Raw genomic sequence first — 24,835 nt, 5'->3', positions numbered from 1 at the left:
CGGCCTTCCTTGTTCCTTATTCGAACTCTTGTTCGCTTTCGTCTTCAAACTCTTCGGCGACCGCGGCCACCGGCTTCTCGACCGGCACGGCGCCAGAGAGCAGCAGTTCACGCAGGCGGGCTTCCACCTCGGCAGCCATCACCTTGTTCTCGGCGAACAGCTTCATCACGTTGGCCTTGCCCTGGCCGATCTTCTCGCCGTTGTAGCTGTACCAGGCGCCGGCCTTGTCGATCAGCTTGTGCTTGACGCCCAAGTCCACCAGTTCGCCCTCTTTGGAGATGCCGGCACCGTAGAAGATCTGGAACTCGGCCTGCTTGAAGGGCGGGGCCACCTTGTTCTTGACCACCTTGACGCGGGTCTCGTTACCGACCACTTCGTCACCTTCCTTGATGGCACCGATGCGACGGATATCCAGACGCACGGAGGCGTAGAACTTGAGCGCGTTACCACCCGTGGTGGTCTCGGGGCTGCCGAACATGACGCCGATCTTCATCCGGATCTGGTTGATGAAGATGCACAGGCAGTTGGCGTTCTTGATGTTGGCGGTCAGCTTGCGCAGGGCCTGGGACATCAGGCGGGCCTGCAGGCCGACGTGGGAATCCCCCATCTCGCCTTCGATTTCCGCTTTCGGCGTCAGGGCTGCCACCGAGTCGACGATGATGACGTCAACAGCGTTGGAGCGCACCAGCATGTCGCAGATCTCCAGCGCCTGCTCACCGGTATCCGGCTGGGAGATCAGCAGGTCGTCGACGTTGACCCCCAGCTTGGCGGCATAGATGGGATCCAGCGCGTGCTCCGCATCGACGAAGGCACAGGTCTTGCCTTTCTTCTGGGCTTCCGCGATCACCTGCAGGGTGAGAGTGGTTTTACCTGACGATTCCGGACCGTAGATCTCGACGATGCGACCGCACGGCAGACCACCGATGCCCAGCGCCACGTCCAGGGAAAGGGAGCCGGTGGAGATGGCTTCGATGTCCATGGTCTTGCTGTCGCCCAGACGCATGATGGAGCCTTTGCCAAACTGCTTTTCGATCTGGCCCAGCGCAGCCGCCAGTGCCTTCTGTTTGTTCTGATCCATGCCAATCTCCGCTGGGAATCGTGATGAAGAAGTGAAGTTGGGCTAAGTATACTGTTTATGCATACAGTATCAAGCCCAATTTATCTGAGCAGAGCCAGCAGTCCGGACAAGGCCTGCCTGACCGCCTGCTGGCGCACCTGATGGCGGTCGCCATCGAAACGGGCGAGCAGGGAGTGATGACGGCCTGTGCGATCCGCCCAGGCGAACCAGACGGTGCCGACCGGCTTGTCGTCACTGCCACCACCGGGCCCGGCGATGCCGCTGATGGCGACGCAGATCCCGGCATCGGAACGGGCGAGGCCCCCTCTGGCCATCTCCAGCACCACGGCCTCGCTGACGGCGCCATGGCGCAGCAGGCTGTCGATGCTCACCCCCAGCATCTGCTGCTTGGCTTCGTTGGTATAGGTGACAAAGCCGCGATCGAACCAGCCTGAGCTGCCCGCAATATCCGTGATGGCCGTGGCGACGCCCCCCCCGGTACAGGACTCCGCCGTTGCGGCCAGCCAGCCTCGCGCCAGCAATGCCTCGCCGAGCTCCCGGGATAGACGGTCGATCTCTGCCTCAAGCCCCATCCTCATGCCCTCTCTGATCCCTTTCGGGGGAAACATGGGGGTCATTATGCAGTTGCCCCGAATCACGAGCAACCTACCCGGGAGCGGCTGCGTCAGCGACCGGCATGGCCCTGTCGAGCATTTGGCGCAAGCGCGCCAGAGTGGCAAGTCACCCACGCTTAAGCTCCAGTACATGGGGGCTTCCTATAATCAGCAGGCACCGCCCTGTATGCGGTTTCTATCTTTTTGGATACTGGAGAAAGCAGATGAAGCATCAATTTAAAGTCGCCATGACTGCCCTGGCGATCTGTTTTGCCACCAATACCTTCGCCGCCGAGAGCGCCCCCGAGCTGCAGAGCGAAACCACCCTGGCGCAAGAGCTGAACCTCTCCAGCGCACAGGTTGAACAGATCAAGAGCCTGCGTGAGCAGGCGGCCAAGGAGCTCGGCGCGGTCAAGCTCGACGCCATCGGTCAGGACGTCATCATCAACATGATCAAGACTGGCAAGTGGGACGAGGCGGCCGCCAAGAAGCAGTTGCAAACCATCAGCAACGTGCAGGCCGAGGCCCGCTACTACCGTGCCCATTACCTGTTCGAAGTCAGCAAGGTGCTGACCCCGGAGCAGAAAACCAAGCTGCACGAGATGCTCAGTGGCAACGAAGCCATGTATTGAGAGACGGTTCCCGTTTCTGTGATGCCAATCCCCGCGCTGATGGCGGGGATCTTGTTTCCCCTTCCACGCCTTGCGCACAATGCCCCGCTCCCGCCCTCCCGACACGGCTTGTCACTCCCCTCCCACGCCAGTGAAACCCCAGGACAGCCTTCCCCAAAGCGAGATAACCCCTCACCATCTCGGCCCGACCATGTAGAATGGCCACCAGATTCAGACCCATTACGGCAGACGCTTGCCCGCAAGAGCACCTTCTGGAATAGAACATGACAGCACAGCACCAAGCCACCAGCGCCAACCTGAGCGCCCACACCCCCATGATGCATGGGTGTTTGTTTGTTGATTTACAAGGATATTTAAAGGTGAATCATAACAACCTACACTTTAACCTATATTTGTAGCAGCCCCTCTATAGATGGCATTGTCTCAGGGTTAGGACGTCACCATCAGCCAACATCCTCAATCAGAACCGCTTACCAAAAAGCAAAGAAAATGGGGGCTCCTTGGCCCCCACTGCGTACACATCATTCGTCCTCTTCCTCTGGATGCTCGTCATACCCGCGGCTCTGCCAATAGGCATCGTGCTCAGGGTTTAACTGGCGGGAACGGTTGTCATCATCATCTTTTTTTGACATCACAGCCTCCAGAACATCACACGGCAAAGCCCTTGTTATGCTTTGCAGTGAACCAAGATAGTCACGGTTATTACTTGCGATTTGGATTCAAGTTTTTACCATTGTTGCCCTGAGTTTGATCGTACTGACGATTAGTGCCAGGAGTGCCACGATTCGGATTCTGCATGTTGGCACTGTTATCGGCTGGTTTGATGGGGGATTGCTTTGACATAGAAGACTCCTTGAACGTTGATGGTCGTCAGTGCAACGTTGCGCTGACAAGACTCATCATCAATCAGTGCAATGCACTAAAAAGCCCTTCCAAACAAAAAGTCGACTGTTGCAGAGAATTCTTTTGCAGCGCCAAATTCTGCCTCGATATGTTGAGCGAGTTTAACTAGTTCAATTGGCTCATTTTCAGCAGCCAAGGTGACACGAACCGCATGTTGCGCTGCAACATCCAGTTCACCATCCAAGTAGCAACGTAGCATGGGATCAGCCTTGGCAAGGCTGGCACTACGAGCAACATTGCAGTCCAGAAGCCCCACATCCCCCTTCAATAAGATCTGAGGTAACACCTCAAATGGGTTATCCAACCTGTGTTTTCGGAGATCTATATCAGGTGTCGCAAGTTTATGAACGAAGGTTGCCGCATTCACGTTCAGATGGACAAGCTCCAGCAACGATTGCCGATTCATCACAATCAGGCCAGCAAGTTTGGCTGCTCTCTGCCGCACCTCTATATCATCAAAGATTAGCTTAACCTTGGCGGGATCAGGGAAGATCGCCAGCAACAACGTTGCATTGAACAATGTTGTTAGCTCGCACGTTGGTAAGCTTCTGTGATTTCGGTGAGAGATACGTTGAACATCCATACGTATCAGTTCATTGCGAACCAAACTGTTCAGCTGATCTTTGAGCTTGGGGTAGTTCGCCAACTTAACCCCAAACAGGTCCCTTAGTGCATCTGCTAAGGTGTGCGAGCTCATGATTGACAAGCTCCCCGTAACAACGACTCGGTTGATGGCGGCAAGCTCTTCTCATCTTTGTAACCTGCAACGTACCGTGCCCGCTTTAACCAGTCCCCCTTACAATCATGACCACGGTCATATTCATCGATCACACCCTTGCAGTAACCAGCACGTAATGCTTCAGAAAGTGACGTTATCAAGGCAGCTTTGAACGTGTACTGCTGATTGTTCTCATAGATCTGGATAGCTTCAACGCAACCTTCAATCAAAGTTGTCCGATTAGTCTCAGCCATCACCATCTTGGACAACATCAGGATGAGTAACATTGGGACATAACGTAGCATCATCGCGCTTGCTCAACGGTTGGGGTAGAACGAAGGGATTGAAAACTAGGAGCTGCCAGATAGAGCGCTACCAGTAACAACAAACAATCTAAACGTTCATAGATTGCATCGCCGTGATACTCGCTAACATCGCCTACAAGCAACGTTGCATCAGCAACAAAGATGATGCCTACTGTTGCAAGCTCGACCACGTATACCCACCCCCAATATTGCAATGGTCGCAACAATCTCTGCCTGTAGGGCGTTGAACAATACTGGCAGTACCGCCAATGACGCCAAAGCAAAAAGCTCAGTAACAGCAACGTTCCCTTCTCAACAATGTCCATATCAGCTATCCCCTCGCCATATTCGAAGATGGCCGAAAAGAACGTCACAACGTAGCCTCCCCCAAGGCCCAACAGCAGAAACCGCCCGAGCCAATAACACAACCGCTGGCACAAGCTCATCAACCGGTTATCACAACGTTGTAGCAACGAAGGCAAACCGGCTGGTAACGCATCGCTATGTGGTGTCTGGGCCGATTCTGCGTGCAGAGTATTCATATGAGAGGGTCATCCTTGAACTGCATAACATTTCCAAAGGGGCCGTTTTTTTTGCTAAAAAACCGTTCGAGCAACTTGTGCGTCTTCACCACTGATGATCAGCTTATCAAAGCCCTGCCACATCAATGATGTGCGAAGGCTGGCCACCGCCTATAGCCATTCTTTTTCTTCAGACCCACGCCTCACACAGCGCCTCGGCTTGGGCCAGCACCAGTTGGGTGGCCTCCTCCTGGCTGTCGGGCGGATACTTGTACTTGCGCAGAATACGCCTGACCAACAGCCTCAACTTGGCCCGCACGCTCTCCCGGTTGTTCCAGTCCACTGTCACGCTGCTGCGCAGACTTGCCGTCAGCTCGTGGGCAATCTTGGCCAGGATCTCATCCCCAAGCGCCCTGACCGACGCCTCGTTGTTAGCCAGCGCATCGTAGAACGCCAGCTCGTCATCGTTGAGGCCGAGCTGCTGCCCGCGCTCACTGGCGCTGGAGAACTTCTTGGCCATCTCGATCAGCTCCTCGATAACCTGGGCAGTCTCGATGGAACGGTTCTGATAACGCTGGATCACCTTGGTCAACATCTCGGAGAACTTCTTCTCCTGTGCCAGATTGGTGGCGAACTTGGCTTTGATCTCCCCCTCCAGCAGCCGCTCAAGCAGCTCCACCGCCAGGTTGCGTTCAGGCAGATTGCGCACCTCGGCGAGAAAGTCGTCATCGAGCAGCCCGATGTTGGGCTTGTCGAGCCCCACCGCCTGGAACACATCCACCACCTCGCCCGACACCACGGCGTTGCCGATGATCTGCCGAATGGCCAGCTCCCGCTCCTCGTCGCTCTTCTTCTTGGCCGAGATCTCTTTCTTGGTCAGCAGCACCTTGACCGCCTGCAAGAAGGCCACCTCGTCGCGCATGGCTCTGGCCTCATCCAGGGTGCAGCAGAGACTGAACGCCTTGCTCATGGCCAGGGCGTTGTCGGCGAAGCGCTTCTTGCCATCCTCCAGCCCCAGCACATGGTTGGCCGCCCCGGCCAGCAGCTTGTGGCCGCCGGTCAGGTAGTCGCCATAATCGAAGCCATGCAGTAGGGCCCTCAGCACATCGAGCTTCTCCTCCAGCACTGCGTAGGCTTCGTGGGCATCCACCGTTGGCCGCCCACGTCCCTTGCTGCTGGTGTACTCCTTGATGGCCGCCTTGAGCTCGTTGGCGATGCCGATGTAGTCCACCACCAGCCCACCCTGCTTGTCACGAAACACTCGGTTGACCCGAGCAATCGCCTGCATCAGGTTGTGGCCCTTCATCGGTTTGTCAACGTAGAGGGTGTGCATGCAGGGGGCATCGAAGCCGGTCAGCCACATGTCGCGAACGATCACCAGCTTGAGCGGATCGGCCGGGTCCTTGAAGCGCGCCTCTAGCCGCTTCTTGACCTTGCCCGGATAGATATGGGGGCGCAGCAGCTGTTTGTCCGAGGCGCTGCCAGTCATCACGATCTTGATGGCGCCCTTCTCGGGGTCGGGATCGTGCCAGTCAGGGCGCAGCGCCACGATGGCATCATAGAGATGGACGCAGATCTCGCGGCTCATCGCTACCATCATCCCCTTGCCGTCCTGCGCCTGACAGCGCTCCTCGAAATGGGCGACCAGATCGGCGGCCACCTGCCTGATGCGGGGCGTGCTGCCAACCACCTTCTCCAACGCCGCCCAACGCGACTTGAGCTTGGCCTGCTCGCTCTCTTCCTCGTCTTCGGCCAACTCCTCCACCTCATCGTCGATGTGGGGCAGCTCCTCCTGCTTGAGGGAGAGCTTGACCAACCGCGACTCGTAATAGATGGCGACGGTCGCCCCGTCCTCCTTGGCCTGCTGCATGTCGTAGATGTGGATGTAGTCGCCAAACACCGCACGGGTGTCGCGATCTTCGCCTGAGACCGGCGTACCGGTAAAGGCCACGAAGGTGGCATTGGGCAGCGCATCTCGCAGGTGCTGGGCATAACCCACCTGATACCGTGACGCACCTTCTGCCACGCCCGACTGGGCCACCTTGAGGGTGGCACCGAAGCCGTACTGGGTACGATGCGCCTCGTCGGCGATCACCACGATGTTGTGGCGCTCGGACAGCACCGGGAACAGATCCTCGTCCTCTCCCGGCATGAACTTCTGAATGGTGGTGAAGACAATGCCGCCGGAGGGCCGGTTGCCCAGCTTGGCCCGCAGATCACCGCGTGTGCCGACCTGCACCGGCTCCTCGCGCAGCAAGTCTTGGGATAGCGAGAAGACCCCGAACAGTTGGCCATCGAGGTCGTTTCGGTCGGTGATGACGACGATGGTCGGGTTATCCATCGCAGTCTCCTGCATGACCCGCGCCGCGAAGCAGGTCATGGTGATGCTCTTGCCGCTGCCCTGGGTGTGCCACACCACCCCCCCCTTGCGGGAGCCTTCGGGGCGCGATGCCTGCACCACCTGGGAGATGGCCAAGCACACGGCGTGGTACTGGTGATAACCCGCGATCTTCTTGACCAGGGCGCCGTCCTCTTCGAACAGCACGAAGTAGCGTAGGTAGTCGAGCAGCAGGGCCGGGGGCAGGATGCCGCGCACCAGTGTCTCCAGCTCACCGAACGGGCCGAAAGGATCGAGGGTGACCCCATCCACCGTGCGCCACTGCATGAAGCGCTCCGCATTGGCCGACAGCGACCCCATGCGCGCTTCGCTGCCATCGGAGATGACCAGGATCTCGTTGTACTGGAACAGGTCCGGGATCTGCGCCTTGTAGGTTTGCAACTGCTCGAACGCCTTCCAGATGTCTGCCTGCTCATCGGCGGGGTTCTTGAGCTCCAGCACCACCAGCGGCAGGCCATTGAGAAACAGAATGATGTCGGGGCGGCGGGTATGGTGGGGCCCCTTGATGGAGAACTGGTTGATGGCCAGCCACACATTGGCCATCGGATTGGCGAAGTCGGCGAGCCGCACATAGTCGCCCACCGTCTCTCCGCCCCGTTGGTACTCGACTTTCACCCCGTTCACTAGCAGGCGATGGAAGAGGCGGTTAGCCAGCAGTTGAGCCGGGGTATCTAGGTTGAGCACCTGGCGCACCGCGTCCTCGCGCGCCTGCGCTGGCACCTTGGGATTGAGCCGTTGCACCGCCTCACGCAGCACATCTTCCAGCACCACCTGGCGGAAGTCGCTGCGCCAGGGGTTATCCGAATCCGGGGCCACGTCGTAGCCGCAGACGGTGCGATAGCCCACCTCGGCCAGCCACCCCATAACCTCTTGTTCTAATTGGTCTTCGGTCATGTTCCATCACTCTGGTTCGTTAAGCGCACGGCCCGTTCTGTCACGCGCGTGACACCAGGCTGGCCATCAACTTGGTGCGCAGTGGCAGCGCCAATCCTGAAACGCCATCTCCCGCAGGCCACTCGGGCAACAACAGTCGATGCGTTGCCTGCGCGTCCAGCTCGAACGGCAGTACCCACAGCCTGAGCCGGTTATCGTTATCAAAACAAAACGGGGCGAGCGGAACCTTGAAACGCTGCCATGCCGGGTAGATCAACACCAGATCCCCCTGCCCGCCCAAGTACTTGTGGCCATAAGCAAACAGCTGGTAGAAGTCACCCTGGCTGAGACCATATTTGTCATCTCGGTCACCGCTATCGAGCCGCTTCCACTTGGCATCAAGCACCCACCGCTGCTTGCCATGGCTCAGCAGCAGGTCAGGCTGAAGCTGAAACATAGGTCTGCCCTGATGAGTGCATAGCGACTCGCTGGCAGCCTGCCTGCTTAGTTCGGCCCCCGGCAGCAACTGTCGACGCAGGCACGCCTCCACATACCGCTCGAACAGCCGCTCCATGGGAAACAGCAGGCTGATACCGCGCCACTCCCCTCGCAGTGCCAGCGGCATGATGCGATGGAGGATCAACTCGCACCAGGGGCGCGCATCCCGGTAGTGCGCCATCAAACGGTCATCACGCCACTGCCTAAAGTCCCCCGCCACGTCGCGGCTCGCAGGCACCTCGACCAGCAGATGCCGCAGCTCCTGGGCCAGGCGCCAGCTATCCGGCTGCTGGGTCGCCAGCGCAACCTGCTCCAGCGCCAACTTGAGCAGGCGGTTCTCGGCGCGGTCAGGAAGAAAAAGGTCATAACGCAGCGCGAAGTGATGCGCCCTGCCCGGCGGCTGGCGCATCTGACGCGCCACATCGAGTTGGCCGCGTAAGAAGCGCTCCTCCCCCTCGATACGCTGGTAGTCGGAGCGGACCCCGCGCTTGAATAGCTGCTGCAACGTCGCCAGGAAACGGGCCATCACCCACTCGCTGAGCGGGGCATCGAAGCGCTGTAGCGCCGCCTCCGGCATGGTGCGGGCAGGCAGGTCCAGAGCGCACTCCAGCATCTGGCGCAGCAGCTGACGCCCCTGCTCAATACTGTCCCCATCACTGACCGTCTTGGGTAGGATCTCGATGAGTTGACCACTCGGGAGCTCAATGACCCCCACGTAGTTATCGAGCCGCAGGCACCTTCGGTCGAGTACCTCGACCAGCTGCGCCTCCTTGGATGAACTTCCATCCTCCCCCTCTGCCGCCAACACCCCGTGAGTGATCCGAAAACGGCGGCTCTGTTGGCACAGCCAATCGAAGTCATCGGCGCTGATATGGGCGCGCGCCAAGGTTGGGCTCGACACCGGCAGGGTGGTCAGACTGGCGTATTCCCGAACGGTGATGGGCGCCGTCACGGTGTCACCTGTTCTTCCTCAAACGCAGGTTCGGGAGCTGCCGCCCTCGGCCCCTCGGCATGCCCGCCCTTGGCCACAACCTCGATGATCCCGGCGTAGGCCCCGATGCGCGCGAAGGCCCCCTCATTGAGGGTCCAGCGCTGCCGATGACTCCCCACCTTCACCTGGTCGCCAAACAGCGCCGCTCCATCGATTTGGGGAGCCTGCAAGAACTGGTCGGCCTTGCCCTTGCGATGGTCGTTGAGCACCCAGGCGATACGTTGCCAGTCCTCGAAGAAGTACTCCTGCAACAACGGCAGGATCTGGGTCTTGAAGACAGTGCCGAGCTGCGCCAGGGTTGGCGTTGAGTTGCCTTTGAGCGGCATAAAGTAGGCGTGGCCGAGGCAGTGATCGCGGTCCAAGAGCAACTCGATACGCTCGTTCATGACCGCCAGCAGCCGCGCCACATCGACGCGCACGCCGTCCGTTTCAACCACCACGCTGTTGAGTAGGCTGGGGTTGGGGGCCATCTCCTCAAACACAAAGCGGCGACGCAGCGCGATATCCAGCCCGGCCAGGGAGCGATCGGCGGTGTTCATGGTGCCGATAAGGTAGATGTTGTCCGGCACGCTGAACGGCTGCTTGGAGTAAGGCAGGGTCGTGCTCAGCGCCTCGGCGGCCCCGGCCCGCTTGGAGGGCTCGATCAGAGTAATAAGCTCGCCAAAGATACGCGAGACGTTACCCCGGTTGATCTCATCGATGATCAGTACACGCGCATCCGAGCTGGGCTCTGCTTCGCGTGATCCCCCCTCAGAACTCAATAGATGCTCGACCAAAGGCGCCAAGATGTTGTTATAGCCATTCACTAAATATGGCTCCAGGCTGGCATTAGGGAGCTTGTCGATTACCGTCTTCTCACGAATGTCCTGCACCGTGATCTGCCCAGTACGAACCGCATCAGCCAACTCCTGCAGCAGATTGAGGGCAAAACCAAGCCGATTGCCATTGGGCTTTTTCAATTCCAATAAATCAGCACTAGCGCGTACCACCTGGTAGTCACGCCCGAAGACCTGGCCGGGACTGAAGGTACGCTCCCCACCTGCCTTTACCTGAGCCCCCAACAGCACCTGCAACTTTTCCCGGTTCAGAGTCGGGCTACGCAGCTCATAGAGCGTCATCTGGCTAAAGCGGCCGTTGATCAGCTCGCTACTCGGTAGAGAGGGTGTGTACTGGCACAGCCACTTAACCGGGCGAACCTGAGCATAACTATTACCGTACTCGGGGTGCGGCTTGCATTGGTAGTCTCCAATGATTTCGCCAATGGCTCGGAACTTCAGATTGCCATCGGTGACCACTACCAAATCGCCCCGTTTCATGCGGGTGACCAAGGTGACCACACTGGTCACTGTGTAGTCATATGCGTTGTCTATCTTGCCAGCCGATTGCTCCAGCAGAGCCTGAACATCTTCACGGCTCTTGCACTTGCTGTAATCATGTTTGCCACCATACCCCAGACGGATCAGGCCCTCTTCGATGCAATCATCGAAGATATGGGCATCATCCCCCTTGGTATTGCCAAGTGACATCTTCCAGACCCGCCGCCCATCCAGCGTCATCGCCTCATGGTGATCACTGCGAGTGACCCTGGCTGCGGCCACCTCACAGAGGCGCTTGAACACGCCATCAACCACTTCGTAGGTCAGTTGGCCACTCTCTGCATCACTTTCGGCCCGGATCCCCTCCACAAAGTCCTCGTAGCTGAAGCTCTGGTGGAAGGTGACAAAATCGATACGCCCCTCCTTCACCAGCTCATCAAAACGCGCCTTCAAGGCTTGGCGATCCGTCTCGTGCTCCGCCAGCCAGGAGGGGGCGAGAATCGCCAGCGCCTTGTTGATGGTATGGTAGGTCTTGCCGGTGCCCGGTGGGCCAAACAGGATCTGGTTGAGGGGGGATAGTACGAATTGTGGCATAGGAGCGTCCTGCTGCGATGCGGATGGGGTGGGAGGGGTCATAACCGAGCCCTTCGGAATATGGGTTAGTTGGTAGCAATAGGGGTCAGAGCCTATCCGTGTCAACTGAAGTTGATCGCCTGAACGCACGGACAACTGCTTGAACACGGAGCCAAGGCGTTTCTGAAGGCGGCCAAACTTGCTCAATACACAGGTAGTGACCTGCTCACCGGTCGGCAGCAGCAGCGTAATGGCCGCGTGAGCCTCACCTTGTTCATTAGCCACCGCATCCGCCGGAAAGAAGGCAAATTGCCCACGCCCGATGCTGATATAGCCATTATCAATGGCGCCCTGGGTCAAGGTGACGACAAGTGCTGTAGAGAATGGGTCTGATGCGAGCGTCATTTCTGAGCCTCCCGAACCATAGCCTCGGCCTCCGGCAAGCGCAGTTGGCCGGAGATCAGGCGGGGCAGCAGGGTGTCGCGCAAGGCAGCGAGGGTTTGGGCTTGTTGATCATTTGCGATCCAGGAGTTCAGCAATGCCCCCGCAGACTCCTCATACGCATTAAGGACTTCATTTGGCGGTAGCACCAATGAGTGGCTCTCTATGAGGCCCTTATTCAGATTCTGCTGTGCGGAACCGGAAGATTTTGAAGCAAGTGCCACGCGTTCCCGTCTAGCGCACATGAACATGAATGCTCGGGTCTGTGACTTCGGTATCAGGCCACAACATGCTTGGTTGGCTGTCGTTGGCTTTGCCAATAGACAGACTTCACCGGCAGTTGCACCATACATAGCAACCACGGTCGTTCCCTGTGGCCACAATTTGGCCGCACTTTCCCTCACCCCCAAGTCAGTGATGGTTTCTTTAGTATCAAAAACGATAGGGTTGCGCACTTCTCCAGAGCTAAGCCATGGAACACCTCCACCCCAGTATTCCGGCACCGAACGTTTCGGCGTACCTCCACTTTCTATACGGGCGCATACATCACCGAATGCGCCAACCCGCCACCCCTTCGGCACCATGCCAAGCTCGGACTCTTCGAAGCTATCGGGGAACAGGGCGGCGACCTCGGGGGCGAGACCGGCGGGTTCTTCGCCACGGGCGTGGACATGAACCGGGTCGAAGTCGACAAACCACGACTTGAACAGCGCCAGGGCGATGGCCTCCAGCGTGGCATTGGTCTCACGCAGCAGGGCGATGCGGTCGTCGAGGGCACTGAGAACTTCGACTATTGAGTCTTGTTGCGCACGCGATGGAATCTTAAGCGGCATGCCATAGATGTAGTTCCGGTTCAACGATGGCTGCGCGCTACCCGAGTTGTAGCCTGCCAAGTCAAGCGAGCCCAAGACGTAGTACGCGAACCGTGGGTTGTTGCCTTGGAAGTCCGTGACGTAGAGGCAAGTGTTATGTGGCCAGTAGTCGCTTTCCGAGTAGTGAACCCTACCCATGGACGCGCCACTGCGGCCAACCACCACGCCAGGCCCTTTCGCCTTGGCGACGTTGTGACTGCCGTTTTGACCCGCTGAACCCATTACAGGATATGGACCTGGCTGCTGTTCGCTAGCCGTTAGGTCGTGACCTCGTTGTAGTCGGACGAACCCACCGAGGGTTGTTTCTGACCACTCAGAACTCATACCCCAGCCCCCCCAGCTTCTGGCGAATTAGCAGGTCCAGCTCTGCACCCTTGCTCATCTGCTCGCCCAACTGCTCGGTGAGCTTCTGCATCTTGTCGGCAAAGGCCTCGTCATCGTCCTCCACCTCCTCGGCCCCCACGTAGCGGCCTGGGGTCAGCACATGGCCGTGCTCGGCGATCTCGGCCAAGGTGACGCTGCGGCAGAAGCCCGGCACGTCCTCATAGACCTGCGCGGTCTCGCCGTCTGACTTCCAGGCGTGGAAGGTATCAGCAATCCTGGCGATGGCGGCCGCGTCCAGCTCGCACTGCACCCGGCTGACCATGGTGCCGAGCTTGCGGGCGTCGATAAACAGCACCTCGCCGAGGCGGCTGCGCTTGCGCTTGGCGAGAAACCAGAGGCAGGCGGGGATCTGGGTGTTGAAGAACAGCTGGCCCGGCAGGGCCACCATACACTCCACCACGTCCGCCCCCACCATGCGAGCGCGGATCTCCCCCTCGCCGCTCTGGCTCGAGCTCATGGAGCCGTTGGCCAGCACGATACCGGCGCGGCCGCCGGGCTTGAGATGATAGAGCATGTGCTGCAACCAGGCGTAGTTGGCGTTGCCGGTGGGCGGGGTGCCATAGACCCAGCGCGGGTCGTTATCGAGGCTGCCGTGCCACCAGTCGCTGATGTTGAACGGCGGGTTAGCCAGCACGAAATCGGCGCGAAGGTCCGGGTGCTGGTTGCGGGTGAAAGTGTCGCCAGGTTCCTTGCCTAGGTTGTAGTCCATGCCGCGAATGGCCAGGTTCATGGCCGCCAGCCGCCAAGTGGTGGGGTTGGACTCTTGGCCGTAGATGGAGACATCCCCCAGCTTGCCACCGTGGGACTCGATGAAGCGCTCGCTCTGCACGAACATGCCACCCGAGCCGCAGCAGGGGTCGTACACCTGGCCATGGTGCGGGGCGAGCACCGCCACCAGGGTCTGCACAATGCTGGCAGGGGTGTAGAACTGGCCGCCCTTCTTGCCCTCGGCGTTGGCAAACTCGCCGAGGAAGTATTCATAGACCTGACCCAGCACGTCGCGCGCCGCGCCCGGCTCGTCGCCAAAGCCGATGGTGGAGACCAGGTCCACCAGCTCGCCGAGCTTGCCATCGGGCAGTTGGGCACGGGCGAAGCGCTTGTCGAGGATGCCCTTGAGGCGCGGGTTCTCCTGCTCGATCAGCACCAGCGCGTCGTCGATGCGCTTGCCAATGTCGGCCTGCTTGGCACTCGCCCGCAGCGCCTCCCAACGCGCACCCTCGGGCACCCAGAACACGTTGACCTCGCGGTAGTAGTCGCGTTCTTCCAGCTCCTCGGCCAGGAAGTCCGCATCTGCATCGTGCAGGTAATAGTCATCACTCTCGTCGGCGAAGCGGCGCTCAAGCTCTGTCCGGCGCGCCTGGAAGGTGTCGGAGACGTACTTGATGAAGATGAGGCCCAACACGATGTGCTTATACTCGGCGGCGTCCATGTTGGCGCGCAGCTTGTCGGCCGAGGCCCAGAGGGTGCGCTTGATGGCGTCGATGCCGGTCTCTGCCGGGGCGGCCTCCTTGGCTGGGGTGACCTTCTTGCCCTTGACGGCGGGTTTAGCCGTTGCAGGCGCCGTACCATCCGCACGCAGCACAGAGCCGCCGCGCCCCCGCCCCTTGCGCAGTTGCCCCGCCTCGATCAGTGCATCACGGGCCGCCATAAACTGCGCTTCGGTCAGCCCGGCGAACTGCGTCTTGAGTTGGTCCTGCAAGGCTTGGTTGCCGATGCTGCTACCATCCTCGGGAACGGCGGCCAGCAGGGCGGTGGAAAGGGTCTGGGGGTCTAGCATGAACTACTCCGACAATGGCTGCACCCGATGGGCACAGACAACGAAACAGGTGGATGGGCGATGAATAGAAGAGCACCGAAACGGCAACGTTGTGGCCCATCGCTAACAGGGTATTGAGTCTATACAAATCAACCTGATAGTAACATGGAGTGAGTCACATCAGGGCATTACAGTAACAGGCTCGTACTGCGCACTCTGAACTGTTAGTGGGCATTTGTCATGACCCCAACAGTTAGTGCATGGTATCAACTGGCTACGCGGGCTGCATACAGATAGGTAAGAACCATGCAAGGAACCAAGATCCCCTTCGGTGAACGTGACGATGTTCTGCTGCGTGCCTTCGAGGTTGCAAACGGGCTCGCATGCAACTGTATCTGTCCTGGATGCCGGAAACCGTTGGTTGCCGCCAACGGGGGATTGAAGGTTATCCCTCACTTCCGGCATGCCCAAGCCGAAGATTGTTCCCGAGGCTATAAGGAAGGTGTGCGACGCGCAGCAGTCGCTCTGATTGCAACCCAACAACGCCTTACACTCCCGGCTTACTACCACCAGATCAACGCCACGACCCACTCCGGATCCACCTTGCGAAGCGATGTCACCTTCCCCTCAGAGGTCATCCTCGCCGACAACGTTGTACGGTTCGTGGATCTCGGGACGGTAAGGGCACATGCGGTGGTTACCAAGGCAGAGCGTCAACTGCTGGTATAGATAAAGGTATCATCTCGTACCCAACATGAACGGTACCAGCACCTTGCCAGCATTGGGGCCTCAGCGATAGAGATCGATCTCAGTCGACTGACACTTGAGCTGATCAATGACCCAGCAACATTCGAGTATGCGGTCCTATCCAATTCCGACAACAGATCCTGGATCCGTTCTCTGCGAGGGGAGAGGTTAGGGGAACGAGCAGCAGAGAAGATGGCCGCTGAAGTTGCAACCGACAATGTCCGATGGGAGCAGGAAAGGGCTCGCCATCGGGCGCTGGAAGAGGCCCGACGAGCAGAACACGAGGTCAAGTTTGTAGCAGCCGCCAAAGCACTTTCGGCGCAAAGGAAGCTACTGTCGGCGGCTGTTGAGGCCCAACGTGCCATGAACCAAGATGCATGCCTGCAACGTTCAGAACTGCTCGTTAGTCAGGTACTTCGTGCGGCCAGTGAGTGGGGAGGCAATGCTGTCGAATGCACGACATGTTACCTACTTAGCCCGCCAGATACACAATCCTGCCCCTACTGTGCAAGCAACGCCAGTTCGATGTCGCCATTCACGGTATCGGCTGAGTATGCGGCTACGATCCACCATCGAATGCGCAGTTCACCCAAACCGAATCGGTCAGTGCAAGCTGCGCCGATCCTGCGAACCCAGCCTGAGCAGGCTGATGATTAGTGTTAGCCACTTAGATACGTGAATAGACAGTTCCATGGCTGTGTATAGCCAATCCAACCAGGTAGAATCGCGAACCGTCATCTGTTACCACGGACAGACTCCTTCAGCGTTGTTCCGTATTGCCGCATCCCATCCATGAACTCCAAATCCACTAATTTCAATGAATTCAACTTCAGTAATGATTCGACAAATTGACTGTTTGATAATCGATACTTTTTGGTTTTTCTGCGGCCTTTAGTATCGACGTACGACTCCGCACGGTGCCACATAAACTTACAAATATAAGCAATTTGCGCCAACGGGTCTTCGAGTTTCTGAACCACAACAGGGCTGTGTTTTCGAATGTTAACGTTGCTTGGCACATCTTGTTTCTGAAACAAGCTCCGCAACCTCATCCACTCTGGAGAATAGGCGTCTTTACATCTGACAAGGAGGTGGAAGTGGGGCATCCAATGGCGATATGCTGTTTGATAGTCGACTTCAAAATAGCCTATAAAAACATCTTTCACACCTGCACGCTCTAATTGTTTACTAAGCCGGCCTTTCAAACGCTTGATATTGAGGTGTTCTAACTCACGAACCATTTCATCAAAATAGATGAAGGTTGCAATGTTCCACTCAGTGTAATCCTCACTAAAACGTACTAGTTGGCTTATCTTCCTTAGTCGTAATCGTCTTACGCATTCATGGCATGCCAAACTATAACAAGGTTCCTCTTCATCACAATCTAATAGCTTTTCAGCAAGCTGCCTCGCTTTATAGTTACTCGATCTAGAAAGCTTGCCTATTCGCACGCTATTCTCTCTTAAGCATGCTTCGAGAGTTTCAAAATTTGGCAGCAATGATTCAACGTCTATAAGATCGCTTATCTTTGCATTCATGAACTTGTTCATTATGAATACCTAATGATTCGTGGTGTACGTTCTCAAGGCCATAGACTACCCATGTGCCAGCACAGCTACATGTTCTAACCTCATTGAGTAGAAACAAGCGATCTGTTGTGAAACAGTGAACTTAACTAGAGGGCGTCGGTAATGGTTGAGGGTGTGAAGAGGACAATCAAGCGCAACACTCTATGTTGCATGTTCATTCACTAACAGGATTCAAGACTCACTCTGGTTTGGTATATTGCAGGGCATTCATCCAGCCTTGTATATCAGAAGAACGCCACATCACTCGACGACAACCCTTCTGTTGAACTGAACTTGGAAAGTCACCCTTCTTTATCAGACGATAGATCGTTGCGCGAGAGATGGTGCAACATTCGATAACTTCGGCCAGGTTCAGCAAACGTGTTTCATGTTTCATAAATGACTCCTCGTAATGGTCGAAGGTCATTTACAGATTTCGAAAACAGGGGTGGCGTGACGCATTCTCTTCTCCTCAATGTCGTTAGTTGAACGTACAGAATCACGGAGAAAGCTTCATAGTGGCTATGTTTCAGTTACGAGCAGGAGGGAGCCTGAAGCAAGGTCGTCAGCTTGAGGTCCTCTATCATGACCATCCCATCCTGCTAGACGCTGTAGTGACATTGGGCGAACCAGTTCTCGGTGGAGCAAGACAATGATTGGTCCTCTGGCCAGCTTCCAACTAGATAGCAAGATGGATACCCAAACTATCAGAGACGTGTTGAATCCGCTCATCGCATCAGATGTCATGTTCTGTAACGATGATGTCGAGGGATATCTGCACCCAGCCTCACTGTTGGCGAGTCGTGGGGCATAGCAGACAGCAAGGACCACTAACTCCAGCTACAGACTGTCCCTCATGCTCCCCCCATCACAACGTACTATACGAACTACAACGTACAACGTACCCGAGGCAGTTCGCGCGCGCGTTATTACGCGCGTAATAACGCGCCCGCGCGCGTAACACATTTTGAGAAATTTGGCTACGTTGTATAGTGGGAATGGGGCTCAACAGCCTGTGGCTTCAAGTGCTAAGTGTGCGGCCAAGATCTGGTTCAGGCGTAGTTCCCTAGCCCACTGGATGGAACGATCACTTGGATCATTGCACGACGGATCCGTTATGACCGATATGAATGGTTCGACTTTCACCGCAACAGCACTGCCGAGCTCTCCTTGATGTCCAGAAGGACATTCAAGTGTCATTACGCGCCTTAGAAGGTGCAATCGTACCGATGGACCTCCTGTCTCGCTCTGCCCACTTGCTATAGCTGTATCAGCAAGCCAAGGGGGGAGAAACAGGGTAACGTTGCAGATGCGACCGACCAGATTCTTGATTCCAAATCCGGTTCTCTACACTACGATGAAGTCATCAACGTATCCAGATAGTCTGCCCAGCGCTGTAACCACTCTTGGCTTTGCTCGGTGTATCGATGAAGATCATATGTACCAATCAAACCTTTCTTAGTATGCCCGAGAATTGCTTCTGCAACTTCAGAGGGACATTGCAGACGAGACAACCCTGTTCTAACTGTTCGACGGAGATCATGAGGAGTCCATCGTGGTATATCTAGCATCACATTACCCTCTCTCATTGCCCATGCACTTTCCGTCAACTGCTTCTGTTTTATTGGCTTTCCAGTTCTCTGGGACGGGAACAAGTAAACTTTATTTCCTATTTTGTTTACGCTGAGAAAATTTATACATTGACGGGGAAGTTGAACCTCTCTTGCCACACCGGTCTTTGACTCTCTGATATGAAATACACCCTCATCAAGATCAACATCTCGCCAAGCGGCCTCACACACTTCCCCAGTTCTACATCCGGTCCACAACGTCATTCTAAATATATTTTTTTGAACTTCAGTGAATTTTGAACTAGGCAGCCAAGTCAAAAAAAGTCTAAGTTCATCGTTATTCAAAAAACGACTGCCTTTTTTTGATGTCAGCTTCACCTTAGTTCGAACCAAACTCACTTTTGCTTGGAGTGCAGGGTTGATAAATTGATCGTCAAACTTTCCCATCCCCATCGAATAATCGTAAGCAGCTAGAATTTCGCGCAATACATTTCCAGCCTGAACATTAGCGCCTCGATTCACGATGGACATAACAAGATCAATAACATCTTGCCGATTCACATCACGAGCTAATCGATCACCAAGCTTCGGGACAGCATCACCGTAAAGAGTGCGCCTAGCCTCATCCTGTCCCTTCTTTTTCCTTGCTCCGCTCTTTATCGTGCCATTAGGCAAGACTTGATCTTCTATATGCTTCTGTAGATAAAGCTCGATCATCGCTTGAAGGGTAAACTTTCCCAGTTCGCTTTCATTCTTGATTTGCTGTTTAAGCTCAAGTGCTGTCGCCCTAGCCTCGGTAGCCGGACATCGGCCTTGTTGCCTGATGAGCTTTAGCTCCCGAAGTTTAATACGGGCCTGCTCTAAGGATACGGCTGGAAATACGCCAAGTGAGATCTGAATTAACTTATGTGTTACTGGACTCGTATAACGATAGAAAAATGTCTTTTTACCTGTTTTCCCACAGGTAACACGAAGCCCTCTGTTGACCCCATTGTCAGCCTTATCGCTATCTGATGGCTTCATGACTTCAATTGCCCTGAAGGACAGTGCTTTGTTACCCTTATCCGCTGACATAACCGGCCTCCTGTGGCTGATGCATACGGGTTCCTAACCTGACCGTATGCATAGGGCTCAATGTCACTGTAGGCTACAAAACAAAAACCTACATTTCAACCTACACTTTCGCCTGCGATTGGGTGAGATCGAGTGAGACTCTCAGAGCAAACAAGATACCATGCAATCAACACAACACCTTGTTAATTAAGCATTTATGACGAGACAACTGCATGTCAGCAATAGAGAATCTTCACAATCACACACCAATGATGCAGCAGTACCTTGGCCTCAAGGCCGAGAACCCGGAAATCCTGCTGTTCTACCGGATGGGCGACTTCTACGAGCTGTTCTATGACGATGCCCGCAAGGCGTCCCAACTGCTCGATATCTCCCTGACCAAGCGCGGCCAGTCGGCGGGCAGCCCCATCCCGATGGCGGGGGTGCCCTATCACGCCATCGAGGGCTATCTGGCCAAGCTGGTACAGCTCGGTGAATCCGCAGCCATCTGCGAGCAGGTGGGAGATCCCGCTACCAGCAAGGGGCCGGTGGAGCGCAAGGTCATTCGCATCATCACCCCGGGCACCGTCTCCGATGAGGCGCTGCTCAGCGAGCGGCAGGACAACCTGATCGCCGCCGTCTATCACGATGGCCGCCGCTTCGGTTACGGCACCCTGGACATCGGCTCCGGCCGCTTCTTCATCAACCAGTTCGAGAAAGAGGAGACCCTGCTGGCGGAGCTGCAACGCACCAATCCGGCTGAGCTGCTCTATCCCGAATCATTCGAGTTCCTGCACCACATCGAGGGTCGCCGTGGCCTGCGCCGCCGCCCGGAGTGGGAGTTTGAGCTGGGCACCGCCCGCAAGCTGCTTTGCCAGCAGTTCGGCACCCAGGATCTGGTGGGCTTTTGCGTCGACAAGAGCGAGACCGCCCTGTGCGCCGCCGGTTGCCTGATGCAGTACGTCAAAGACACCCAGCGCACCGCCCTGCCCCACATCCGCAGCGTGCGCCTCGAGCAGCCGGATCATGCCGTCATCATGGATGCCGCCACCCGCCGCAATCTGGAGCTGACCCAGAATCTGGCCGGAGGCTATGAAAATACCCTGGCCGAGGTGCTGGATCGCACCGCCACCCCCATGGGCAGCCGCCTGCTCAAGCGCTGGATCCACCAGCCGATCCGCGATCGGGTGATCCTCAAAGGCCGCCAGAGCACCATCAAGGAGTTGATCGAGCAGAACCTCTACGATGAGCTGGGCAACCTGCTGCGTCAGGTGGGCGACGTGGAGCGGGTACTGGCCCGTCTCGCCCTGCGCTCGGCTCGCCCGCGCGATCTCACCCGCCTGCGGCAGGCGTTCGCCCAGCTGCCCGAGTTGCAGCGCCTGCTGGCGGATAACGAGCACGAAGCGGTGCAACAGCTGGCCGAGCGCGCCAGTACCTTCCCTGAACTGCTCGACCTGCTGGAGCGTGCAATCATGGAGGTGCCACCGGTGCTGATCCGCGATGGCGGCGTCATCCGTGACGGCTTCAATCAGGAGCTGGACGAGCTGCGGGATCTGGCCAACGGCGCCACCGCCAGCCTCGCCCGCATCGAGGAGCGGGAGAAGCTGCTGACCGGCATCAACACCCTCAAGGTGGGTTACAACAAGGTGCACGGCTTCTATATCGAGGTAAGCCGGGCCAACAGCCATCTGGTGCCGGCCCACTACATCCGCCGTCAGACCCTCAAGAACAACGAACGCTACATCATCGATGAGCTGAAGAAGTACGAGGACAAGGTGCTCACAGCACAGGCTCAGGCGCTGACGCTGGAAAAACGGCTCTACGAAGAGCTGCTCGATGCCCTGCTACCCCACCTCGGCGATCTGCAGGAGTCCGCCGCCGCACTGGCGGAGCTGGACGTGCTGGCCAATCTGGCCGAGCGGGCCGAGACCCTCGACTACCGCTGCCCGACGCTCATCGACGAGGATCAGATCCTGATCGAAGCGGGCCGCCATCCGGTGGTGGAGCAGGTGATGAGCGATCCCTTTATCGCCAACCCCATCCGGCTGGAGCGGGAACGGCGGATGCTGATCATCACCGGTCCCAACATGGGCGGTAAATCGACCTACATGCGCCAGACTGCGCTGATCGTGCTGCTGGCCCATATCGGTGCCTTCGTGCCCGCCGACAGCGCCCGCATCGGCCCCATCGATCGCATCTTCACCCGGATCGGGGCATCGGACGATCTCGCCTCCGGCCGCTCCACCTTTATGGTGGAGATGACCGAGACCGCCAACATCCTCAACAACGCTACCGCCCGCAGTCTGGTGCTGATGGACGAGATTGGCCGCGGCACCAGCACCTACGACGGCCTCTCGCTGGCGTGGGCCTGCGCCGAACAGCTGGCGAGCAAGATTGGCGCCTATACCCTGTTCGCCACCCACTACTTCGAGCTGACCCGCCTGCCCGAGCTGATGAGCGGGCTGGCCAACGTCCATCTGGATGCAGTGGAGCACGGCGACACCATCGCCTTTATGCATGCGGTGCAGGAGGGGGCAGCCAGCCGCTCCTACGGCCTGCAGGTGGCGGCGTTGGCGGGGGTGCCGAAATCGGTGATCCAGCAGGCCCGCCACAAACTGCATGAGCTGGAGAGCGCCACTCCGGTGGCCGCCGGTGAAAGCCGCCCGGCCCCGGTGGCTCTCACCCCGCAGATCCATCCGGTGGTGGAAGAGCTGGAAGCGGTGCGCCCGGACGAGCTAACCCCCCGTCAGGCCCTCGACCTGCTCTATCGCCTCAAACAGATGCTATAAGCACCGACTGCCGCGCAAGCATGCAAAAGGGGAACCGAGAGGTTCCCCTTTTTTTCCTGGTTGGCAGTGGGCCATCAGCCCGGGCCTATGCGATCCAGCAGGCTCAGATTGACCGAGCCGGGATGGCGCTTGAGCTTCTGCCGGTATTCGAACTGGTGCTGACTCTCCTGCTTGAGCCCCTGCATCAGCGAATAGCACATGGCCAGCATGATCAGCGAGAAGGGCAGCGCGGCTATGATGCTGGCCGCCTGCAAGGCCGCCAGGCCGCCGGAGACCAGCAAGATGGCAGCCACCAGCCCCTGACCCAGTCCCCAGATGGCGCGGTGCAATACGGGGGGATCCTGATCGCCGATGGAGAGCAGCGTCGTAATCACGAGCGTCCCCGAGTCGCTGGAGGTGATGAAGTAGGTGCAGATAAGCAGGGTCAGCACCCCCTTGGCAATCCAGCCGAAGGTCTCCCAATGCATCAGTTCCACCGTCTTGTAGAGCGCCAGGGTCACGTCCTGATTGACTGCCACCACCACGCCACCGCCGCCGAACAGTTCCAGATGCATCGCGGTACCGCCGAACACTGTGAGCCAGAACATGCCGAGCAGGGAGGGCACCAGCAGTACGCCGAGCACGAACTCGCGAATGGTGCGCCCCTTGGAGATGCGGGCGATGAACATGCCGACGAAGGGGGCCCAGGCTATCCACCAGCCCCAGTAGAAGGCGGTCCAACTCGATTGCCAGGCCGAGGTGCCGTTGGCTTCGGTGTTGGTCCAGAAGCTCAGTTTGACGATGTTCTGCAGGTAGTCGCCAATGTTCTGCACATAGGCATTGAGGATGTAGGTGGTCGGTCCCAGCACCAGGAAGAGAGCGAGGATGAAGGCGCTGAGCCAGATGTTGAGCTCGGATAGGATCTTCACCCCGCGCCCCACGCCGGAGATGGCCGACAGGGTGGCGATCAAACTGATGCCGCCGATGAGCCAGAGCTGGCTCTGTTGGGAGACTTCCATGCCGAACATCTGGTTGAGGCCGGTGTTCATCTGGGAGACGCCAAGACCCAAGGAGGTCGCTACCCCGAACACGGTACCGAACACCGCCAGCACGTCGGCGGCATGGCCCCAGAAGCCGTAGATCCGCTCGCCGAGAATGGGGTAGAGCACGGAGCGAATGGCCAGCGGCAACTTGCGGCGGTAGCTGAAGAAGGCCAGCGACAGGCCGACGATCACATAGATGGCCCAGGGGTGCAGACCCCAGTGGAAGAAGGTGAGGCGCATGGCCATCTGGGCCGCTTCCGGCGTCATCCCTTCGGTGACGAAGGGGTTGCCCTGCAGGTGATACATGGGCTCGGCGATGCTCCAGAACACCAGGCCTATGCCCATGCCTGCGCTGAACAGCATGGAGAACCAGGCGAAGTAGCCGAACTCCGGTACCTGGTCGTCGTCGCCCAGTCGAATGCTGCCAAAACGGCTGAACATCAGATAGACGGCGAAGAACAGGAACAGGGCAACCACCAGAATGTAGTACCACTTGAAGCCAGCAATGATGGTGTCCTTGGCGCCGGTGAACCAGGTTCCCGCGGTATCCGGGTCAAACACCCCGAACAACAGGAACAGGGTCACGACGGTCAGGGCCGTCATGGCCATAGTGGGATTGAGGCCTTTCAATAGCCCTTTGGTTGCTCTCATCTGGCCTCCTTAGTCATTGTTGAAAAAATCTTCACCCACGTGATCCCCCGCACCACCGATGGCGCGATAGACCAGTCGACCCGCCACCCGCTCGCGGTGATCCACCAGGGTGACCGAAGGCTGGCCGTTCACGGCGTGACGCTTGCCGAGGAAGATGGCCATGGGCACCCCCAGACTGGAGACACCGCTGGTGATCCAGAGCCGGTTGAAGTCATAGGAGCCGCCGATGAACTCAAGCTGGGCCAGACCATTGTCCAGACCGGCCAGGTAGAAATTCATGGCGCTCTCGTCGGGGAAGAGGTGCACCAGCACATAGGCGTAGCGCAATTCGTTCACCAACTCCTTTAGACTAAAAGAACCTGTGTCGCTGCAGGAGAGCGGCAGCTCACCATCATAGTGATGCACTTGCAGGTTGTTGGGATCCTCGTCATAGGCGGGCTGATAACGCACGAAAGCCGAGGTGTCAGGCAGTTCATAGCGGACCCTGACCACGCGAAGATCGGCAACCAGGGACTTGATATCCAGGTCGTCATTCATGATGTCACTCCTCAAATATCGGGTTTAAATGCGGCAATTGTCCAA

19 protein-coding genes are annotated in these 24,835 nt (G+C 57.5%); 3 read left to right on the top strand and 16 right to left on the bottom strand.

The annotated features are described in order from the left end of the window. Positions 1-16 precede the first annotated feature (16 nt). Both recA and pncC read right to left on the bottom strand, forming a co-directional pair. Positions 17-1,078 carry a recombinase RecA gene (recA, locus tag KI797_RS02150; RefSeq protein WP_005324574.1) on the bottom strand — a complete coding sequence of 354 codons (1,062 nt, stop codon included), beginning with the start codon at positions 1,076-1,078 and terminating at the stop codon, positions 17-19. Between the two features lie 80 nt (positions 1,079-1,158). Continuing rightward, complete coding sequence (pncC, locus tag KI797_RS02145; RefSeq protein WP_041207091.1) at positions 1,159-1,650, bottom strand: nicotinamide-nucleotide amidase; 492 nt, start codon at positions 1,648-1,650, stop codon at positions 1,159-1,161. A gap of 245 nt (positions 1,651-1,895) precedes the next feature. Here pncC and KI797_RS02140 point away from each other — a divergent pair, with 245 nt between their 5' ends. Beyond that, positions 1,896-2,303, top strand: a complete 408-nt coding sequence (locus tag KI797_RS02140; RefSeq protein ID WP_042649970.1) for a Spy/CpxP family protein refolding chaperone — start codon at positions 1,896-1,898, stop codon at positions 2,301-2,303. 702 nt (positions 2,304-3,005) lie between these two features. Here KI797_RS02140 and KI797_RS02135 read toward each other — a convergent pair. The 9 genes from KI797_RS02135 to KI797_RS02095 form a co-directional block, all read right to left on the bottom strand. Continuing rightward, positions 3,006-3,146: a hypothetical protein gene (locus KI797_RS02135; RefSeq protein ID WP_199770507.1), complete on the bottom strand. Its 141-nt coding sequence runs from the start codon at positions 3,144-3,146 to the stop codon at positions 3,006-3,008. Positions 3,147-3,222: 76 nt separating this feature from the next. After that, positions 3,223-3,903: a hypothetical protein gene (locus tag KI797_RS02130; RefSeq protein ID WP_226171250.1), complete on the bottom strand. Its 681-nt coding sequence runs from the start codon at positions 3,901-3,903 to the stop codon at positions 3,223-3,225. After that, a complete protein-coding gene (locus tag KI797_RS02125) occupies positions 3,900-4,232 on the bottom strand; it encodes a hypothetical protein (protein ID WP_226171249.1) in 333 nt (110 codons plus the stop codon). The genes KI797_RS02130 and KI797_RS02125 overlap by 4 nt, the downstream gene beginning before the upstream one ends. Then, positions 4,229-4,771 (bottom strand): hypothetical protein, encoded by a 543-nt coding sequence (locus KI797_RS02120; RefSeq protein WP_226171247.1) that lies wholly within the window; start codon positions 4,769-4,771, stop codon positions 4,229-4,231. The genes KI797_RS02125 and KI797_RS02120 overlap by 4 nt, the downstream gene beginning before the upstream one ends. Before the next feature lie 169 nt (positions 4,772-4,940). Continuing rightward, positions 4,941-8,042, bottom strand: coding sequence for a type I restriction endonuclease subunit R (locus tag KI797_RS02115; protein ID WP_226171245.1), 3,102 nt, complete (start codon positions 8,040-8,042; stop codon positions 4,941-4,943). A 40-nt stretch (positions 8,043-8,082) separates the two neighbouring features. Beyond that, positions 8,083-9,471, bottom strand: a complete 1,389-nt coding sequence (locus KI797_RS02110) for an McrC family protein (protein WP_226171243.1) — start codon at positions 9,469-9,471, stop codon at positions 8,083-8,085. Further along, positions 9,468-11,804 (bottom strand): AAA family ATPase, encoded by a 2,337-nt coding sequence (locus KI797_RS02105; RefSeq protein WP_226171242.1) that lies wholly within the window; start codon positions 11,802-11,804, stop codon positions 9,468-9,470. Before KI797_RS02105 ends, KI797_RS02110 begins: the two co-directional genes overlap by 4 nt. Then, a complete protein-coding gene (locus tag KI797_RS02100; RefSeq protein WP_226171240.1) occupies positions 11,801-13,036 on the bottom strand; it encodes a restriction endonuclease subunit S in 1,236 nt (411 codons plus the stop codon). Before KI797_RS02100 ends, KI797_RS02105 begins: the two co-directional genes overlap by 4 nt. Then, positions 13,026-14,873, bottom strand: coding sequence for a class I SAM-dependent DNA methyltransferase (locus tag KI797_RS02095; protein ID WP_226171237.1), 1,848 nt, complete (start codon positions 14,871-14,873; stop codon positions 13,026-13,028). The genes KI797_RS02100 and KI797_RS02095 overlap by 11 nt, the downstream gene beginning before the upstream one ends. Positions 14,874-15,158: 285 nt before the next feature. Between KI797_RS02095 and KI797_RS02090 the strand changes: the two genes are divergently transcribed. After that, positions 15,159-15,581: a competence protein CoiA family protein gene (locus tag KI797_RS02090; RefSeq protein ID WP_226171234.1), complete on the top strand. Its 423-nt coding sequence runs from the start codon at positions 15,159-15,161 to the stop codon at positions 15,579-15,581. 752 nt (positions 15,582-16,333) lie between these two features. Here the strand turns inward: KI797_RS02090 and KI797_RS02085 are convergent. From KI797_RS02085 to KI797_RS02075, 3 genes are all read right to left on the bottom strand, one after another. Further along, a complete protein-coding gene (locus KI797_RS02085; protein ID WP_128313540.1) occupies positions 16,334-17,149 on the bottom strand; it encodes a hypothetical protein in 816 nt (271 codons plus the stop codon). A gap of 217 nt (positions 17,150-17,366) precedes the next feature. Next, complete coding sequence (locus KI797_RS02080) at positions 17,367-17,564, bottom strand: helix-turn-helix transcriptional regulator (protein ID WP_158196628.1); 198 nt, start codon at positions 17,562-17,564, stop codon at positions 17,367-17,369. Between the two features lie 955 nt (positions 17,565-18,519). Continuing rightward, positions 18,520-19,812, bottom strand: coding sequence for a tyrosine-type recombinase/integrase (locus KI797_RS02075; RefSeq protein ID WP_226171232.1), 1,293 nt, complete (start codon positions 19,810-19,812; stop codon positions 18,520-18,522). 212 nt (positions 19,813-20,024) lie between these two features. On the opposite strand from KI797_RS02075, the gene mutS reads away from it, so the two are divergent. Beyond that, on the top strand, positions 20,025-22,580 hold the full coding sequence (mutS, locus tag KI797_RS02070) for a DNA mismatch repair protein MutS (RefSeq protein ID WP_226171229.1): 2,556 nt from the start codon (positions 20,025-20,027) through the stop codon (positions 22,578-22,580). 74 nt (positions 22,581-22,654) lie between these two features. Here the strand turns inward: mutS and KI797_RS02065 are convergent, their stop codons facing one another. Next, a complete protein-coding gene (locus tag KI797_RS02065; RefSeq protein WP_226171228.1) occupies positions 22,655-24,253 on the bottom strand; it encodes a BCCT family transporter in 1,599 nt (532 codons plus the stop codon). A gap of 9 nt (positions 24,254-24,262) precedes the next feature. Further along, a complete protein-coding gene (locus KI797_RS02060) occupies positions 24,263-24,790 on the bottom strand; it encodes a hypothetical protein (RefSeq protein ID WP_025325616.1) in 528 nt (175 codons plus the stop codon). Between the last annotated feature and the right edge of the window lie 45 nt (positions 24,791-24,835).

Origin of the sequence: Aeromonas media (assembly GCF_020423125.1) — a bacterium.
In the GTDB taxonomy this organism is placed as follows: Bacteria; Pseudomonadota; Gammaproteobacteria; order Enterobacterales; family Aeromonadaceae; genus Aeromonas; species Aeromonas media.
The sequence above is the reverse complement of the archived record's forward strand: the minus strand, read 5'-3'. Positions and strand labels throughout refer to the sequence as shown.